Source organism: Roseovarius gahaiensis (assembly GCF_011601345.1).
In the GTDB taxonomy this organism is placed as follows: domain Bacteria; phylum Pseudomonadota; class Alphaproteobacteria; order Rhodobacterales; family Rhodobacteraceae; genus Roseovarius; species Roseovarius gahaiensis.
The window spans coordinates 133,821-151,444 of record NZ_JAAORB010000002.1 but is presented as its reverse complement, the minus strand read 5'-3'; the positions used below and the strand labels follow the sequence as shown (position 1 = coordinate 151,444).

Below are 17,624 nucleotides of genomic sequence, written 5' to 3'. Positions count from 1 at the left end.
GTCAGGCTTCCTTTGATCCAATACCCCTGATATATGCCCGCACCAGCCCAAGGCCAAGGAAAACCAATGTCGCAGCGCCCTCCCCAACCCTCTGCCCGCCGCAGCGCGGTCTATCTTCTCGATCAGGTTCTGGGCGAAGGGCGGCTCACGTCCGAGCTTATCGCCTCGGGCGCGCTGGATCATCTGAGCCCTGCAGACCGCGCCCGCGCGCGACGTCTGGCCAACGATACGCTACGCGGTTTGGATCGCGCTGACCGTCTGCTCAAACGCCACCTGCGCAAACCGCCGCCGCTGCATGTGTTCAACATCCTGCGCCTCGGCACGGTCGAACTGTGCAATGGCGGAGACGCGCATGGCGTTGTCAACGATCTGGTCGGGTTGATCGACGGGCACAAACGCTATGGCAAGCTCAAGGGGCTGGTCAACGCGGTCCTGCGCAACATGGCCGATGGCGCGGGCCGCTCGTGGAACGATCTACGCTTGCCACGGTTGCGCGATTGGCTGCGCGATCCGTTGGTTCAGGCATGGGGGGCCGGCCCTGTGGGCGCGATGGAAAAGGCACATTTCAACGGCGCGCCGCTGGACCTGACGGCCAAGGGCGATGCCGCCGATCTGGCGGCACGGCTTGGCGGCACGCTTTTGCCAACCGGCACGGTGCGCCTGTCCGATGCCGGGCAGGTGTCGGCATTGCCGGGCTATGACACAGGTGACTGGTGGGTTCAGGATGCCGCCGCCGCCCTGCCCGCACGGGTTTTGGCCGCCCAGCCCGGGGAAACCGTGCTGGACATGTGCGCCGCGCCGGGGGGCAAAACCCTGCAACTGGCCGCCGCCGGGGCGGATGTCACGGCGCTTGACCTGTCCGAGCGGCGGATGCAGCGGGTCCGCGAAAACCTTGCCCGGTGCGGGCTGTCGGCCAACTGCATCACCGGTAACGCGCTGGAACAGTCCGGCGGGCCCTATGACGCAATCCTGCTGGATGCGCCCTGTTCCGCCACGGGCACCATCCGTCGCCACCCCGACCTGCCCCATGCCAAGGACGGATCGGAATTCGGGGCGCTGATCGAATTGCAGGCGGCAATGCTGGATCATGCGCTGACTCTGCTTAAACCCGGCGGGCGGTTGGTGTTTTGCACCTGTTCGCTTTTGCCAGACGAAGGGGAATGTCAGGTTGACGAGGCGCTGGCGCGGCATCCGGGCCTGTCGGTTGACCGCACAGCCCTGTCCGATCTGGCGGGCGTCGATCCGGCATGGATCACCGAAGAGGGCGGCTTGCGCCTGCGGCCCGATTACTGGCCCGATCTGGGCGGGATGGACGGTTTCTATATCGCCTGCCTGCGCGCCTGACAGCCGGGACAGTAGACAAAATCGGCACCCGTTTCACATAGCGCCTGCGTTGTGTTCGCCACCCCGCTGCAATCTTTCGGTGACTCGGCACGCGGGGCGGTCTATACTGCCGCCAACAGCGCCGCAAAGAGCGCTTAGAGGTCAGGTCTATGTCGCATTCCGAAACCATGTCGGCGCAGCTTTCGCGCGTGATGAACCGGCTTGCCGCGCGCCGCGCGGCATGGTCGCGCCCGGCGACCGCCTTTGTCTCTCAGCCCGAACCACGCACCATCGGCAGCTTTGCCCGCGGGCGGCAGTTATGTGCAGGCAACTTTTTGTTTTCCGGCCACCTTTTGCAACATCCCAACACCAATATGTGGGATCTTTCAGCACCCGATACGGCCTTTGCCGAGGATCTGCACGGCTTTGGCTGGCTGGATGATCTGGCGGCAGCGGGCGATCTGTCGGCGCGCGCACGCGCTCAGGATTGGGTCTGGACGTGGATAGACCGCTACGGCAGCGGCAAAGGCCCCGGCTGGACCCCCGATTTAACCGGGCGACGATTGATCCGTTGGATCAATCACGCCTTGTTCCTGCTCAATGGCCATGATGGCGATGCGTCTGCCGCATTCTACAAATCCTTGGCACAACAAACAATTTTCCTTGGCCGAAGGTGGAAAGCCTCGCGCCCCGGGCTGCCGCGGTTCGAAGCGTTGACCGGGCTTATCTATGCCGGTCTGTCGCTTGAGGGCATGGAACTCCATGTCGACCCGGCGGTCCGTGCCTTGGCCCGCGAATGCAACAGCCAGATTGACAGCGCAGGCGGCATTCCAACGCGCAACCCCGAAGAGTTGCTGGATGTTTTCGCCCTTCTGACGTGGGCTTCGATCGCCCTGTCCGAGTCGGGCCGCGCCGCCAGCGCATCGCATTGGGCCGCAATCGAACGGATTGCCCCCACGTTGCGCACCCTGCGCCACGCCGATGGCGGGCTGGCGCGATTCCACGGCGGCGGTCGCGGACTGGAAGGCCGATTGGATCATGCCTTGGCCAATAGCGGGGTCAAAACCAAGCAACCTGACGGTTTGTCCATGGGATACGCGCGCCTTAGCGCGGGCCGCACCAGCCTTGTCATCGACGCGGCCCTCCCGCCCCAAGGACGTGCTTCGATCCATGCACATGCATCAACCCTCGCGTTTGAACTGACCTCGGGCCGCCGCCCGCTGATCGTGAATTGCGGCTGCGGCGCACAGTTTGGCGCACAATGGCAACGCGCAGGGCGCGCCACGCCATCGCATTCCACCCTTGTGGTGGCCGGGCAATCCAGTTCCCGTCTGGGCAGTAGCGCCAATCGTCAAGAATGGCTGACCCAAACCCCCCAAAACGTGCCGATAACCATCGGCCACGCACCTGACGGGCTGCGGTTTGAAGGGGGGCATGACGGATACCTGAAAACCCATGGCCTGACACATGCGCGCACGCTGGACATGACGTTTGATGGCAGGGCCGTCGCCGGAGAAGACATGCTGTTGGCGCTCAGCGAGGCCGACAAGCGCCGCTTTGACAAGGCGATGGACGCTGTCACGTTACAAGGCATCCGATTTGCTGTGCGGTTTCACCTGCATCCCGATGTCGATGCCAGCCTTGATATGGGCGGCGCGGCCGTGTCGATGGCCTTGCGTAGCGGTGAAATCTGGGTGTTTCGCACTGATGGTCAGGTGAAATTATCGCTTGAATCCAGTGTTTATCTGGAAAAAACCCGCCTCAAGCCGCGTGCGACCAAACAAATCGTTCTATCCGGGCGCATGATGGAGTATGCGACGCGCACAAGGTGGTCATTGGCCAAGGCGCAAGACACCCCCATCGGGATACGCGACCTCACACAGGACGCGGTTGAGCCTGCGCCGGTCTATGACAACGACTGAACAGAATGTAACTGACTCTAGGATCCGCTGCCAATGACCGATCTCGCCCCCGTGCGCCGCGCACTTCTTTCCGTTTCCGACAAAACCGGACTGGTCGAACTGGGCCAAGCCCTGTCAGACCGTGGGGTCGAACTGCTGTCGACCGGCGGCAGCGCCAAGGCGCTGCGCGATGCCGGACTGCTGGTCAAAGATGTGGCCGATGTCACGGGCTTTCCGGAAATGATGGATGGCCGGGTGAAAACCCTGCATCCGGGGGTGCATGGCGGGCTGTTGGGTCTGCGTGACAACGATCAGCACATGGCGGCCATGACCGCCCACGGGATCAAGCCGATTGATCTGCTGGTCGTCAATCTTTACCCGTTCGAAGACACCGTCGCCAAGGGCGCCGATTATGACACCTGTATCGAAAATATCGACATCGGCGGCCCGGCCATGATCCGCGCGGCGGCCAAGAACCATGCGTTTGTCAACGTCGTGGTGGATGTCGAAGACTATCTGCCCCTGCTTGATGAATTGGCTGCCAATGACGGCCAAACCACCTATGCCTTCCGCCAACGGCTGGCGCTGACGGCCTATGCCCGCACCGGTGCCTATGATGCGGCGGTATCGACGTGGATGGCCGACACCCTGAATGCAAAGGCCCCGCGCCGCCGCGCGGTGGCGGGCAAGCTGGCCCAGACCCTGCGATATGGCGAGAACCCGCACCAAAGCGCGGCCTTCTATCTGGATGGCAGCAACCGGCCCGGCGTGGCCACCGCCACACAGCTTCAGGGCAAGGAACTGAGCTATAACAACATCAACGATACTGATGCCGCGTTTGCACTGGTCAGTGAATTTCTGCCCAAGGACGGACCGGCCTGCGCAATCATCAAGCACGCCAACCCCTGTGGCGTGGCACGGGGTGAGACCCTGAAAGACGCCTATATGCGCGCCTTCGATTGCGACCGAACCTCGGCCTTTGGCGGGATCATCGCGCTGAATTCGACCCTTGATGGCGAAACCGCCGAGGAAATTTGCAATATCTTCACCGAAGTCGTCATCGCCCCCGGCGCGCATCAAGATGCCAAGGATATCTTTGCCAAGAAAAAAAACCTGCGCCTGCTGACCACACCGGGCCTTGCCAACCCCGCCGAGGCGGGGCTGATGCTGCGGCAGGTCTCGGGCGGCTATCTGGTCCAAGACAAGGACAACGGGCGGCTGGATTTGTCAGACCTCAAGGTGGTTACGAAACGCGCGCCCACTGATCAGGAACTGGCCGACATGCTGTTTGCATGGCGGGTGGCAAAACACGTGAAGTCAAACGCGATTGTCTATGTCAAAGACGGGGCCACCGTCGGCGTCGGTGCCGGCCAGATGAGCCGCGTTGACAGTTGCCGCATCGCCGCGCGAAAATCACAAGATATGGCCGATGCTCTTGGCCTTGCGGCCCCTTTGACACAGGGCAGTGTCGTGGCGTCTGACGCGTTCTTTCCGTTTGCCGATGGCCTGCTGACCGCGGCCGAGGCCGGGGCAACAGCGGTGATTCAACCGGGTGGGTCTATGCGTGATGACGAGGTGATCGCCGCCGCGGACGAGGCCGGGCTGGCCATGGTCATGACCGGCATGCGCCATTTCCGGCACTGACACAGGAGCACGTGATGCGGTTGGTATTCTGGGTAGGGCTGTGCACCTTCGTGATCGATCAGGCGACCAAGTACTGGATCGTGCATGGCCTGAATCTGGCGCAGGTCCGCGCAATCGACGTATTTCCACCCTATCTGAACCTGCGCATGGCGTGGAATTACGGAATCAACTTTGGCCTTATGGGCCATGACAGCCCGGTGACCCGTTGGGTGTTGATTGCCGTCGCCTTGGTGATCTCGGGTGCCGTGTTGTGGTGGGTCCACCGCGAACCCGGTGGCTTGTGGCAGAAAATTGCCGCGGGCCTTTTGGTTGGCGGCGCGCTTGGCAATGTGATCGACAGGCTGATCTATGGTGCCGTTGCGGACTTTTTGAACATGTCATGTTGTGGGCTGAACAATCCTTATGCGTTCAACGTGGCCGATATTGCGGTTTTTGTCGGCGCATTCGGCATGGTCGTGTTCAGCGCAGATGATAAAAAGGCCGCGTGACGTCGGGCGCAGGATGCGTTACATCTGATCGCGAAATTGCAGGAGACGGACGATGGGTTTGCCGCGCATCACATTTTTGATCCTTTGTCTTGGCCTGGCCGCGTGCAGCAGCCGGGACGATGATATCGCGCTGAAGCGGATCAAGGACAAAGGCAACGGCCCCAACGAATTTACCATCCTGCCCACCAAGCCGCTGCAATCACCGGACGATTTCAATACCCTGCCGACACCTGCGCCGGGGGCCGTCAATCTGGTGGACCCGCGCCCCAAGGAAGACGGTGCAGCAGCCTTGGGCGGCAACCCTGCCGTGATGCAAGGCACCGCACCGGCCGCGTCGGATGGCGGGCTTGTGCGCCACGCCAACCGCTTTGGCGCGACCGCAGGCATTCGTCAGCAGGTTCGTCAGGAAGACATCGAAACCCGCCGCAATCATGGCCGCGTCAATTTGATCCGTATCGGCAATTCGGATGACTACACCGATGCCTACAAAAACCAGTGGCTGGACGCATCGCGCGAAGAACGCCGCTTGCGTCAGCGTGGGATCGAAACGCCAAGCGCGCCGCCGGAAAAAGACTGACCGTCGCGCGCTTTCACGACATTGTCAGCGCGCTTGAAACCCCGCGACGGCAACGTATCTATACATCAACGTTCGCCGAAAACGGAGTTTGCCATGCGCCGACTGATTGCCAGCGCCTTATTGTCTATCGCCATAACCCTGCCCGCCGGATTGCGTGCCGCTGAGGATCAGGTCAGCTCATTCACCTTGGACAACGGGATGGACGTGGTCGCGATCGAAGATCACCGGGCCCCGGTTGTTGTGCATATGGTCTGGTACCGGGCCGGCGCAGCGGACGAGATGCCAGGCGTGTCCGGCGTGGCACATTTTCTGGAACACTTGCTGTTCAAAGGCACCGAAACCATGGAGCCAGGTGAATTTTCCGCGACCGTCGCCCGCAATGGCGGCAGCGACAATGCGTTCACCAGCTATGACTATACCGCCTATTTTCAGCGTGTTGCGGCCGACCGTCTGGATCTGATGATGCAGATGGAAAGTGACCGTATGGTCAATCTGCAATTGGGCGAAGACGACATTAAAACCGAACGCGACGTGATCATCGAAGAGCGCAACCAGAGGGTTGAAAACAACCCCGGTGCCTTGATGCGCGAACAGAAGAATGCTGCGCAATATATGAACCACCCCTACGGTGTCCCAATTATCGGCTGGCAATCCGAGATGGAGAAACTGGGCCTGCAAGATGCGTTGGAGTATTACGAAACCTATTATGCTCCGAATAATGCCATCCTGATCGTCGCGGGGGATGTGACCCCCGAAGAAGTGCGCACACTTGCCCAGACACATTACGGGAAATTGCCCGCCAACCCCGACCTGCCCCAGCGGGCCCGCCCACAAGAGCCGCGCCAGATGGCGGAAAGACGGCTGGTGTTCGAAGATCCGCGCGTCGCGCAACCTTATGTGACCCGGTCATATCTAGCACCCGAGCGGGACAGTGGCGCGCAAGAAAAGGCCGCCGCGCTGACCCTGCTTGCCGAGGTTTTGGGCGGGGGGTCAACCTCGGTTCTGGCAGAGGCGCTGCAGTTCGACACCCAACAGGCGGTCAATACCGCAGTTTACTACAGCGGGACGTCTTTGGACGACACAACCTTCAATCTTGTTGTTGTCCCCGCCCCCGGCGTGACCTTGCAACAGGCCGAAGACGCGATGGACGACGTTCTTACCGGGTTTTTGGAAACCGGGATTGATTCTGATCAGCTGGATAGGATCAAGATGCAGTTGCGGGCGTCGATGACCTATGAACGCGATGACGTAAACCGCATGGCCAATCGGTATGGCCGGGCGCTGACCCAAGGCCTGACCATTGAAGATGTGCAAGCATGGCCCGACATCGTGCAGGCCGTGACACCCGATCAAATCATGGCCGCGGCCCGTGATGTGCTGGATCGCGACAACGCCGTGACTGGATGGCTGACCGCGCCGGAGGTGACCCAATGATACGTCTGTTATTGCCCGTCTTGGCACTGTGTGCGGCGCTGCCGGCATGGGCCGAAGTGAACATCAAGGAAATGACCACACCGGGCGGCATCGATGCTTGGCTGGTCGAAGAACATTCTATTCCCTTTGTGGCGCTTGAACTGCGCTTTCAGGGCGGCACATCGTTGGATCCACAGGACAAAGACGGTGTGACCAATCTGATGGTGGGGCTGTTGGAAGAAGGCGCCGGTGACATGGACGCGCGCGCTTTTGCCCGCGAAACCGAAGCCCTTGCAGCCTCATTCCGCTATGATGCCTCTGATGACAGTGTTGGCGTTTCCGCACGCTTCTTGACGGAAAACCGGGACGAAGCCGTCGCTCTTTTGCGCGAAAGTCTGGTGAACCCCAGCTTTGACCAAAGCGCCATTGATCGCGTGCGCGCACAGGTCAATTCGATCATCCGCTCGAACCAGAAAGACCCGCGCGATATCGCTGGCGATGCCTTTGCCAAACTGGTTTACGGCGATCATCCCTATGGCCGGCCCGAATATGGAACGCTGGACAGCGTGGCCGAATTGACGCGCGAGGATATCGTCAAGGCCCATCGGGCTGCGCTGACCCGTGACCGGCTGTATGTCAGTGCCGTGGGCGACATCACCGAACAAGAGCTTGCCGCCCTTTTGGACGATCTTTTGCTTGACCTGCCCGAAACCGGCGCTGGTCTGCCGGGTGCCGCGGATATCAATATGCCCGGCGGCATCCAGATCGTGGAATTTGACACACCGCAATCGGTTGTCATGTTCGGCCAGCCCGGCATTGATCGCGATGATCCTGATTTCTTTGCAGCCTACATTCTGAACCACATTCTTGGCGGTGGATCTTTTGAAAGCAGGTTGATGCAGGAAGTTCGCGAAAAGCGCGGTTTGACCTATGGTGTCTATTCCTATCTGGCGAACAAGGACCATGCAGACCTTTGGCTGGGGTCTGTCGCCTCGGCCAATGGCCGCATCGCTGAATCGATTGACGTGATCCGGTCCGAGTGGGATCGCCTGCGCAGCGAAGGGGTCACACAGGCCGAACTTAACGATGCGAAAACCTATCTGACCGGCGCGTATCCACTGCGGTTTGACGGGAACGCCCCGATTGCCAATATCGCTGTTTCAATGCAGATGGAGGGGCTGGAAACTGACTATATCAGCAACCGTAACGATATGGTCAATGCGGTCACGCTGGAGGATGTCAACCGGGTCGCCCAAGAGTTGGTGGACCCGGCAAAGCTGACGTTTGTCGTGGTGGGTCAGCCGGAGGGGCTGACCAGCTCGATCAAACCCGGCGGTTGATCTTTAGCGCAAGCCGTCGCGGGCAATCGTCAGCGCCAGATCGCGCACCGCTTGGCCGCGCGCGGCGGCAATGTCTGTCGCGCCAGCCTCGCCAGCAATCGCAACGCTAAGATCGAACAGTTTTGCTCGGTCGCGCCCGTTTTCCGGGGCCACGAAATACTGACCGCTTAGCCTGAACGTATTGTCAGAAAGCGCCAGCATATCTTCGATCCGAACCTCGATGTCCGCATCAGGGTAGCCTTCAAACGGCCATGGTGCCGAGGCAACCTGCGCCCCTGTAATCTGGGACAGGTAGCGCGAAAGCTCTAGCGTGATGGCCCGGCTTGGATCGTCGGCCCACAAAAGGCCCGCTGTCATGCTGAGGCGGCCATTGGCATCGGCCACATAAATATCCTCTGAGGCGGCATAAGTCGGGAGTGACACCTCACGCAGCGCAACCGCGTCGTAGCTGATACGCTGTGTTGCATCGACCTGCGCCTTGGGTACGGTGATCCGTTGATCTTGGGCCCCACTGCACGCGGACAGGACAAAAGCCATTAGAACGAACGGGGTAAATCCAATTTTGCGCATGATACTCATCGTCCTGTAAGGAGGGAATTCGGGTTTCGTTCAATCGCGCGCGCCAGCGAGGCGACCGCCTTGGCGGCTTTTTGCACCTCGATCAGGGCCGTGCGCGCATCGCGACCAAGGCCATTGCTGGCCTCGTAGCCTTCCAATGTGGAATTGGCACGCGCCAGAACCCCTTGGGCCTGCTTGATCAGGTCGGGCAGGTCTCGGCCCGCCTCGGCAACGGTGTCGGCGGCCTGACTGGCAGACGCCAAGGCGTTCGTGGCGTTTTCCACAACGCCGCCTTCGCGCAATTGCGCCAGAACAGCACTCAGTTCAGACAAGGCACTGTTCAACTTGGTGGGCAATTCAGCCGCAGCATCGCTGGCCAGCAAGGTTTCGGTGGTGGTCAACAACGCGCTTAAATCATTGGCCAGCCGGTCAATCTCAACCGTTTCAGCCTTGGCCGCCACTGCATTCAGTCTTTCGATCAAATCGGGAACACCAGATACCGCCGTGGTGACACCTTCCGCAGCTTCGGTCGCGCTGTCGACGGCATCGGTCAGCCGTTCGACTGTCTGCGCGTCGTTCAACCGGGTCAGCGTGTCCTGAAGGTCGGCAACGACATCGTTCAATCGAGCGGGCAGTGTTTGCACATCATCCGACGTCACCAAGCCGCGCGCATCCCCAAGCAATCCGTTCAAGGTTTGCGGAACATTGCGCAGATCCTCATTGGTGATCAGGGTATTTGCGTTGTCCATCAGGTTGATGGCTTGTGCCATCACCTCCTCGACCGGCAAGGCATTGATGCGTTCAAACACACCTTGGGCGGTGGCCGACACATCGGCAATGTCACTTTGCGTGGTCGGTATATAAAGCGCGCCCGAGTCGCCGGTTTCAAGTTCGGCGGCAGAAGCATCGGGGACATCAATCAATTCAACTTTCAACCCGCCCGTCAGGATCGAGGCGGTGGTCAGCCGCGCGCGCAATCCCTGTTCCACCCGCTGGCGCAAAAAGTCCAGCGCCGCTTCGGTGCTGGCCTTGCCAGCAAGGCCAAGGCGGCCGGGGCTAATCGACAGGGTCACGATCAACCGCACCTGCGTATCACCAAATGCTTCGGGGTCGACCAACCCGTTCAATGCGCTGACCCGACCAATGCGCAGGCCGTTCAACTCGACCGCAGCATCTGTTGCCAAGCCTTCGACGTTTTCGTCGAACACTGCAGATATGGTCAGGTTTTCGCTATCGTCGCGGGCAAAAATACTGGACCGCGCCGTCGATTCATCAGGGTGCACAACAAAACTGTCGCCGGGGTCAACCGCTTCGCCGCCCGACACCATGGTTTCAAACGTCACCCCACCCGAAACCAACGAGGCGAGCGACGAAAAATCAAGCGCAGCGCCATTCTGGCCAAGCGAAAAAGAAAACCCCGACGCGTCCCAGAACCGTGTTGCAGAACTGATCAACCTGTCGTGTGGTTTGAATATCAGGGCCTCCGCCTCGGCGGCGGAGCCATCTTGCGCGATCTTCGTCTTGCCAAGTCGGCCAACGGTGATCCCGCGATACAGGATTGGTGCGTTTTGGGTCAGCGTGGCCTTTCCCGAAGCGCGCAACGTGATGCGCAAACCATCTTGGCCTGCTTTTTCCAAGGGCGCGTCAGGCAAACCGGAAAATTCGTAGGTGACGCCGTCTGGCGTATTGTCCCACAGGCTTTCGATATAGACCCCGGACAGAACCGTGTTCAGGCCCGAGACACCTTGCGCCGTCACTTGCGGGCGCACGACCCAAAACTGAGAGCTTGCATCAACATAGGGCGCCACATCCTTATCGATCCGGATCGCCACAAGCACACGATCCAGCCCGTCAGCAAAGCTGACATCTTCAACCAAACCAACAGTCACATCCCGATAGCGCAATTCGGTCGTGCCCGGCTGAATACCCGATGCGTTTTCAAAGCTGACGGTGATCAGGGGGCCACGATCAAAATACGCCTGTGCGGCAATGGCCAAAACAGCCACCACGGCAATCAATGGCACGATCCAAACGATCGTGACCCGCTGGAACAGGGTTTGGTCGCCTTTTTTGATCGGGGGCGTCGGGGGATGTTGGCTGTCACTCGTCAAGCTGAAAGGTCTCCTTTGACATCAACAGCAGGTGTTCTGCGGTTGGATGCAATATCGGATTGGCCAGTATCCCAAATCAGACGGCTGTCAAAGCTTTTGGCCGCAAGCATCGTGAATATCACCGATAGGGCGAAGAACAGGCTGGCCCGGCCCGGCGTGATGGATGCCAAGGCTTGAAGTTGAACCAGCGACGACAGGATCGCAACGACAAACACGTCGATCATGGACCAGCGCCCGATATACTCAACAATCTCATACCAGAAATGACGCTGCCCCTCGGGCACCTTTGGCCCCAACCACACGCCAAGCGCCAACCCGGCGACAATTACGAACTTGACGACGGGTATCAAAACGCTGGCCACCAGAATAATCGCCGCCACGCCCCAATTTCCGTGACGCGCCAAATCTACTGCGCCGCCCACAATCGTGTCACTTTGGACACTGACAAGGGTGCGCGTCTCCAACATAGGGTATAGATTGGCGGGAATGTAACACATCAAACCCACCAGCCACCACGCCCAGACCTTTTGCAATGACAGCCTGTCCCGCGACTGCAAAGCACTGCCGCAGCGGGGGCAATGCGCCGTGCCGCGTGACGACACACTGTAACACCGGGTGCAGCCAACAAGGCCCATATCCCGCGCGGTTGTTACTGATCCAGAGACTTCCATATCGAATACCTGCACATCAAGGAATCGGTCACAACAACAATCACAACGAGAATCGCAAACAGCCACGCCGCCGGACCGTATTGAACCTGCGCCAAATCACTCAGCTTGACCAAGGCGACAGCGCAGCCAAGTGCGAAAATTTCTGCCATCGACCAAGGGTTCAACGCCTCGGACAGGCCAAAAGCACGTTTGGCCCACCGGGCCGGCGGGCGATCGCGGATGATGGGGGTCAGCACATAAATCAGCAAGATCAGCCGTAGCATCGGAATGACGACGATGAACATCATCACGGCAACCGACAGGCCCAGCAACGCGCCCTCGAATGCAAACGCCGTTTGCAGGATAGACGCGTCATGGTGCATGCCACCAGCATCAATGGCTAGAAATGGAAACAGCGTGGCGGCGGTGATCAGGATCAAAACGGTCAGAGCCAAGGCAATCAATTGCTTTCCAGCCTTGCGTCTTGGCGCAATCAAAACCGTGTGGCAGCGCCCGCAATATGCCTTGTCTTGGGACTCGACCGTTGGCGTCGTGTAAAGCGCATCGCAATTGGGACAGGCGATAAGGCGGTCCAAATCAATTGGTGGTGACGGTTGTTGCGTTGGCATCTGTGGCGTTGTCATCGGCGGTTGGGAACGCTCCTAATTTTGGCGTTATGGCTTTTTGGCGTGGCGGCACAACTTGGCCCGATCAGCACCGATTGTCACGTTATGCTACGGCAAACTATGTTGCGGTGCCTGCGTGCAGCCTAACGCAAGCACGATCTATCCGCGACCGCTTTCCATGCCGGTGGCTGCAAACACGTGCTATCAAACAAAAAATAAGGGCGGCCCGATCGCCGCCCTTCAGAAGAAACATGCACAAAACCTTTGATCAGAAATCAAGATTTTCCACGTTCAGCGCATTTTGCTGGATGAACTCGCGGCGCGGCTCAACAACGTCGCCCATTAGCTTGGTGAACAGGTCATCGGCTTCGGCCACATCGTCGATCTTGACCTGCAACAATGTACGCGCCTCAGGGTCCAGAGTGGTTTCCCACAATTGGCCCGGGTTCATTTCACCCAGACCTTTGTAGCGCTGCATCTGCAGACCTTTTTCGCCTTCTTTCAGAATGGCATCCAACAAATCCAGCGGCCCGTAGATATTCTGAACACGGTCTTTGCGCACCAAGGTCGCCGGGTGGGTGTAGATATCCCGCAGCCCCTGTGTCAGTTGGCCAAGGCGTCGCGCATCACCGCCACGCAGAACCGGGCCATCCAGCGTGCGCACCTCTTCGACACCACGCACCGTGCGCGTCAGACGAATGCCGTGATCTTGGGTCGGCCGGCCTTGCCAGCCACGTTCATATTCCAACGCGATCAGGTCCAGACGTTCTGCGATGGTATCCGCCACGCCTTGTAGGTCGGCATCGACGCGGCCGGGCAAGAACGCCTCGGCAATCGCGGCCTGCTCCAGAATGTGACGGGGGTAGTGGGTGGGAAATGACTCGAGGATGCGTTTGGTTTGCCGGGCCTCTTCAACCACGCGCACCAGATCCTGACCAATGATTTCCTCGCCCGTTCCCAGACGCAACACTGCATCATCGGTGCCCTGCTGAATCAAGTAGTCCTCTAGCCCGGGTTCGTCTTTCAGATACACTTCGGATTTTCCGCGGGACACTTTGTAAAGCGGTGGCTGCGCGATGTAGAGATAGCCGTTTTCGATCAGCTCGGGCATCTGCCGATAGAAGAACGTCAAAAGCAACGTGCGGATATGTGCGCCGTCAACATCGGCGTCTGTCATAATAACAATCTTGTGGTAACGCAGTTTCGACAGGTCGAATTCATCACGCCCGATGCCTGTGCCAAGCGCCATCACCAGATTGCCGATTTCCTGACTGCCCAACATCCGGTCAAAGCGCGCACGTTCGACATTCAGAATTTTACCGCGCAACGGCAAAACAGCTTGTGTCGAGCGGTCACGCCCCGTTTGCGCCGATCCGCCGGCGCTGTCACCCTCGACAAGAAACAATTCTGTCTTGGACGGATCTTTTTCCGAGCAATCCTTCAGCTTCCCGGCAAGGTAGTTCACGTCCATCGCGGTTTTGCGCCGGGTCAGTTCACGGGCTTTTCGCGCGGCTTCACGGGCCAATGCCGCCTCGATGATCTTGCCGACGATCTGTTTGGCCTCGTTCGGGTTTTCCTCGAACCACTCCGACAGTTTTTCCGTCACCAAGCTTTCGACAGCCGGTCGCACTTCGGAGCTGACAAGCTTGTCCTTGGTCTGGCTGGAAAACTTGGGATCGGGGACTTTGACCGACAAAACACAGGTCAAACCTTCGCGCGCATCGTCGCCGGTAAAGTTTACCTTTTCCTTTTTCGCGATCCCGCTTTCCTGCGCGTATTTTTGAATGGTGCGCGTCAGCCCACCGCGGAATCCGGCCATGTGTGTGCCGCCATCGCGTTGTGGAATGTTGTTGGTGAAAGGCAAAACCGTTTCGTGATAGCTGTCGTTCCACCACATCGCGACCTCGACACCGATATCGTCGCGATCTCCGGTGATAAAGATCGGATCTCCGATCATCGCAACCTTATGCCGGTCAAGGTATTTCACGAATTCTTTGACGCCACCGTCATAGTGCAATTCAATTTCCAGCGGCTCTTCGGGGCGTTCGTCACGCAGAATAATGCTTACGCCGGAATTCAGAAACGCCAATTCGCGCAGGCGCTTTTCAAGCGTTTCGAAACTGTATTCCAGATTCGAGAACGTATCGGTCGAGGCCATAAAGCGAACCTCGGTGCCTTTACGCCCATTGGCCGGGCCAAGCTCGCGCAGATGTTCAACAGTATAGCCGTGCTCGAAACGGGCGTAATGTTCCTTGCCGTTACGCCAGACCCGCAGTTCAAGCCAATCGGACAGGGCGTTCACCACCGATACGCCAACACCATGCAAGCCGCCTGACACTTTGTAAGAATTCTGGTCAAACTTACCGCCCGCGTGCAATTGGGTCATGATGACCTCAGCGGCGGAAACGCCTTCTTCTTCATGGATCGCGACGGGAACACCGCGGCCATTGTCGCTGACCGATACGCTGGAATCCGCGTGAATCGTGACGTTCACGGCATCCGCGTGACCGGCCAAAGCCTCATCAATGCCGTTGTCGACAACTTCGTAAACCATATGGTGCAGGCCCGACCCGTCATCGGTGTCACCGATATACATGCCAGGGCGCTTGCGAACTGCCTCTAACCCTTTGAGAACCTTGATTGATTCCGCGCCATAGTCTTCAGGCGACGGTGCTACTTCGGCCATGCTTTTGTCCCTTCGCACTTTTATGATTTTATACGATTTTCTGGTGGGAATGTCACGCGTTTACCCCAATATTTAGGGGTTGCGCCACAAGGGAAGAACGCCGCCCGTCAACGGCGCTGTCAGGTCAGCGCAATCGCGGCACCAACCACGATCAGCAACCAACCCGAAACGATGTTTGTTCGGCGGATGGCGCCCGGCGAACTCATGATCCGGCGGATGCGATCCACGAACAGGGCAAGTGACAAATTGCCGATCAACGGGATCACAAACGACAAAAATACGATGGCCGCGATATCCATCGGCGTGATCCGGGACAGATCAAAAAACCCCGGCAAGACGCCCATGTAAAACAGGATCGCCTTGGGATTACCAAGGATTGCGGCCAAGCCGGCCATGAAGCCCGCCAAGGTTCCCGGGCGGGTCAGACGGCTGTCAGCAGCGATGGAACGGTCCGCATTGCGGATCAGCAAGAAACCCATCCCGACAAACATCGCCACAGCCAGAATTTGCAGCGCCAGCATGAAGCCCGAAAACACCGATACAATCCAACTGACGCCAAGAATGGCCAAGAAAGGCCAAAGCATATCGCCCACCACCACGCCAAGGGCCAAAGGCCACGCCGCATGAAACCCGCCCGACATGGAACGCGCCAGCATCGCTAGCCACACCGGACCGGGGGTAAGGAACAGCACCAGCAAGGCGCCCGCATAAAGCGCGAGATCAGACAGTGAGAGGGTCATTCAGCCCTCGGCAAGGTCAGGCTGCCATCTGCGGCCAAGGACCAAAAAGGATTCATCGCCAACTCCCAGACATGACCATCTGGGTCGGCATAATAGCCCGAATACCCACCCCAAAACACCATTTCCGGGCGCTTCAAGATCGTCGCGCCTGCGGCGACCGCCTGATCAAAAGCGGCATCCACCTCGGCTTGGGTGTCGAAGTTCTGCGCCAAGGTCATCGCACCCGTGCCCAGATTGGCATCCGGGCGGCCCTGATCCTTGGCCAAGTCCTCGCGCCCGAACAGGCCGATGACCTGCCCGTGCATTTGGTAAAACACGATACTTGGCGTTTCTTCAGCGGGACGCCAACCAAGCGCGGCATAGAACGCTTTGGCCCGGTCCAGATCCTGAACACCAAGAGTGATAAGCGTCACGCGTTGCGGGGTCATGGGGCAGGCCTTTCGTTTACGGTGCTGATACCGTTTGTTTCGGTCACTTCGATGAATTGCGCCCTGCCGTCCAGTTCGGCAAAAAGTTCCGGTCCGGTGCCCGTCATCCAAGCCTGCGCGCCAAGCGCACAGATTTCATCGTAAAGCGCGGCCCGGCGACCAGCATCGAGATGGGCAGCGACCTCATCCAGCAACAATACGGGCGGCGCACCGAAATCGCGGGCAAGCGCACGCGCATTGGCTAGGATCAAAGACACCAAAAGCGCTTTTTGCTCGCCTGTTGAACATTCGCGCGCGGGCACGCCCTTGGCTGCATAAACCGCGTATAGATCGGCACGGTGCGGCCCCACCAAGGTGCGCCCTGCCGCCAGATCACGAAACCGGCTTTCGGCCAAGGCATCGGCCAGATCAGCCGGTGTCTCGGGCAGGGTGCCTTCGGTGGCGATCAAGTCAAGCGCGGCCACGGGAAAGGCGGTTTCCGCCTCATCCTGCGCGGCCTGCAATTGGTCGATTGCAAACAATCTGTTGGCATGGATTGCCGCGCCGCTTTCGGCCATCTGCCGTTCAAGCGCGATATACCAATGGGAATCGCGCACCTGATCTTTCAATAGGCGGTTGCGTTCGCGCATGGCTTTTTCATAGCTCAGAGTGGCATCTGCGTGATCGGGCCGGAAGCTGAGCGTCATGCGGTCCAGAAACCGGCGACGGCCTTCGGTTGCCTCGATCCAGAGCCGATCCATCGACGGAATAAGCCAAAGAACCCGTGCAATGCGGCCAAGCGCCGTTTGCGACGCAGCTTTTCCGTCAATACGAACCTGCCGCGCGCCGCCCTCTTCTGACCAGGTTTCAACCTCGTGAACCTGATGCAGCGAATGCAAAATACCGCTGACCTTCCAGCCCAACGCCTCGGGGCGGCGGGCCATATCCTGCGCGGCCGCGCGGCGCATCCCGCGACCGGGGGAAAACAACGACACCGCTTCGAGTATATTGGTTTTCCCGGCCCCGTTTGGGCCATGAATGGCCACAGGCCTGCCGTCGAACGCAAGCCGCGCGCCTTTGTGTGAGCGGAAATGCGACAGACGCAACTGAGACAGATACAGGCCAGTCATGACCCAGCCCTATTTTCTGGACAGAAAACA

At 59.2% G+C, this 17,624-nt stretch carries 15 protein-coding genes; 7 read left to right on the top strand and 8 right to left on the bottom strand.

All coding sequences use genetic code 11. The features are described 5' to 3' along the window. The first annotated feature begins 66 nt into the window (after nucleotides 1-66). From HAT86_RS01950 to HAT86_RS01920, 7 genes are all read left to right on the top strand, one after another. The gene (locus HAT86_RS01950; protein WP_167192904.1) at nucleotides 67-1,344 is read left to right on the top strand and encodes an RsmB/NOP family class I SAM-dependent RNA methyltransferase; all 1,278 of its coding nucleotides are present in this window, start codon (nucleotides 67-69) and stop codon (nucleotides 1,342-1,344) included. Between the two features lie 149 nt (nucleotides 1,345-1,493). Next, a complete protein-coding gene (locus tag HAT86_RS01945) occupies nucleotides 1,494-3,245 on the top strand; it encodes a heparinase II/III family protein (protein WP_167192903.1) in 1,752 nt (583 codons plus the stop codon). Between the two features lie 33 nt (nucleotides 3,246-3,278). Then, entirely contained in the window at nucleotides 3,279-4,868 is a 1,590-nt protein-coding gene (gene purH, locus HAT86_RS01940; protein WP_167192902.1) for a bifunctional phosphoribosylaminoimidazolecarboxamide formyltransferase/IMP cyclohydrolase, read from the top strand. Between the two features lie 14 nt (nucleotides 4,869-4,882). After that, the gene (gene lspA, locus HAT86_RS01935) at nucleotides 4,883-5,356 is read left to right on the top strand and encodes a signal peptidase II (protein ID WP_167192901.1); all 474 of its coding nucleotides are present in this window, start codon (nucleotides 4,883-4,885) and stop codon (nucleotides 5,354-5,356) included. A 52-nt stretch (nucleotides 5,357-5,408) separates the two neighbouring features. Next, nucleotides 5,409-5,933: a DUF3035 domain-containing protein gene (locus HAT86_RS01930; protein WP_167192900.1), complete on the top strand. Its 525-nt coding sequence runs from the start codon at nucleotides 5,409-5,411 to the stop codon at nucleotides 5,931-5,933. A 93-nt stretch (nucleotides 5,934-6,026) separates the two neighbouring features. Further along, on the top strand, nucleotides 6,027-7,367 hold the full coding sequence (locus HAT86_RS01925; RefSeq protein WP_167192899.1) for a M16 family metallopeptidase: 1,341 nt from the start codon (nucleotides 6,027-6,029) through the stop codon (nucleotides 7,365-7,367). Further along, nucleotides 7,364-8,686 (top strand): M16 family metallopeptidase, encoded by a 1,323-nt coding sequence (locus tag HAT86_RS01920; protein WP_167192898.1) that lies wholly within the window; start codon nucleotides 7,364-7,366, stop codon nucleotides 8,684-8,686. The genes HAT86_RS01925 and HAT86_RS01920 overlap by 4 nt, the downstream gene beginning before the upstream one ends. A gap of 3 nt (nucleotides 8,687-8,689) precedes the next feature. On the opposite strand, the gene HAT86_RS01915 is transcribed toward HAT86_RS01920, so the two are convergent. The 8 genes from HAT86_RS01915 to recF form a co-directional block, all read right to left on the bottom strand. Next, nucleotides 8,690-9,265, bottom strand: a complete 576-nt coding sequence (locus tag HAT86_RS01915) for a PqiC family protein (protein ID WP_231125784.1) — start codon at nucleotides 9,263-9,265, stop codon at nucleotides 8,690-8,692. Further along, on the bottom strand, nucleotides 9,262-11,355 hold the full coding sequence (locus tag HAT86_RS01910; protein ID WP_196780471.1) for a PqiB family protein: 2,094 nt from the start codon (nucleotides 11,353-11,355) through the stop codon (nucleotides 9,262-9,264). The genes HAT86_RS01915 and HAT86_RS01910 overlap by 4 nt, the downstream gene beginning before the upstream one ends. Further along, nucleotides 11,352-12,026, bottom strand: a complete 675-nt coding sequence (locus HAT86_RS01905; protein WP_231125783.1) for a paraquat-inducible protein A — start codon at nucleotides 12,024-12,026, stop codon at nucleotides 11,352-11,354. The genes HAT86_RS01910 and HAT86_RS01905 overlap by 4 nt, the downstream gene beginning before the upstream one ends. After that, nucleotides 12,005-12,634, bottom strand: coding sequence for a paraquat-inducible protein A (locus tag HAT86_RS01900; protein WP_167192897.1), 630 nt, complete (start codon nucleotides 12,632-12,634; stop codon nucleotides 12,005-12,007). Before HAT86_RS01900 ends, HAT86_RS01905 begins: the two co-directional genes overlap by 22 nt. Before the next feature lie 265 nt (nucleotides 12,635-12,899). Next, a complete protein-coding gene (gene gyrB / locus HAT86_RS01895; RefSeq protein ID WP_167192896.1) occupies nucleotides 12,900-15,317 on the bottom strand; it encodes a DNA topoisomerase (ATP-hydrolyzing) subunit B in 2,418 nt (805 codons plus the stop codon). Between the two features lie 119 nt (nucleotides 15,318-15,436). Further along, on the bottom strand, nucleotides 15,437-16,057 hold the full coding sequence (locus tag HAT86_RS01890; protein WP_167192895.1) for a LysE family translocator: 621 nt from the start codon (nucleotides 16,055-16,057) through the stop codon (nucleotides 15,437-15,439). Beyond that, nucleotides 16,054-16,485, bottom strand: coding sequence for a VOC family protein (locus HAT86_RS01885; RefSeq protein WP_167192894.1), 432 nt, complete (start codon nucleotides 16,483-16,485; stop codon nucleotides 16,054-16,056). The genes HAT86_RS01890 and HAT86_RS01885 overlap by 4 nt, the downstream gene beginning before the upstream one ends. After that, complete coding sequence (gene recF, locus HAT86_RS01880) at nucleotides 16,482-17,594, bottom strand: DNA replication/repair protein RecF (protein WP_167192893.1); 1,113 nt, start codon at nucleotides 17,592-17,594, stop codon at nucleotides 16,482-16,484. Before recF ends, HAT86_RS01885 begins: the two co-directional genes overlap by 4 nt. Nucleotides 17,595-17,624: the final 30 nt, after the last annotated feature.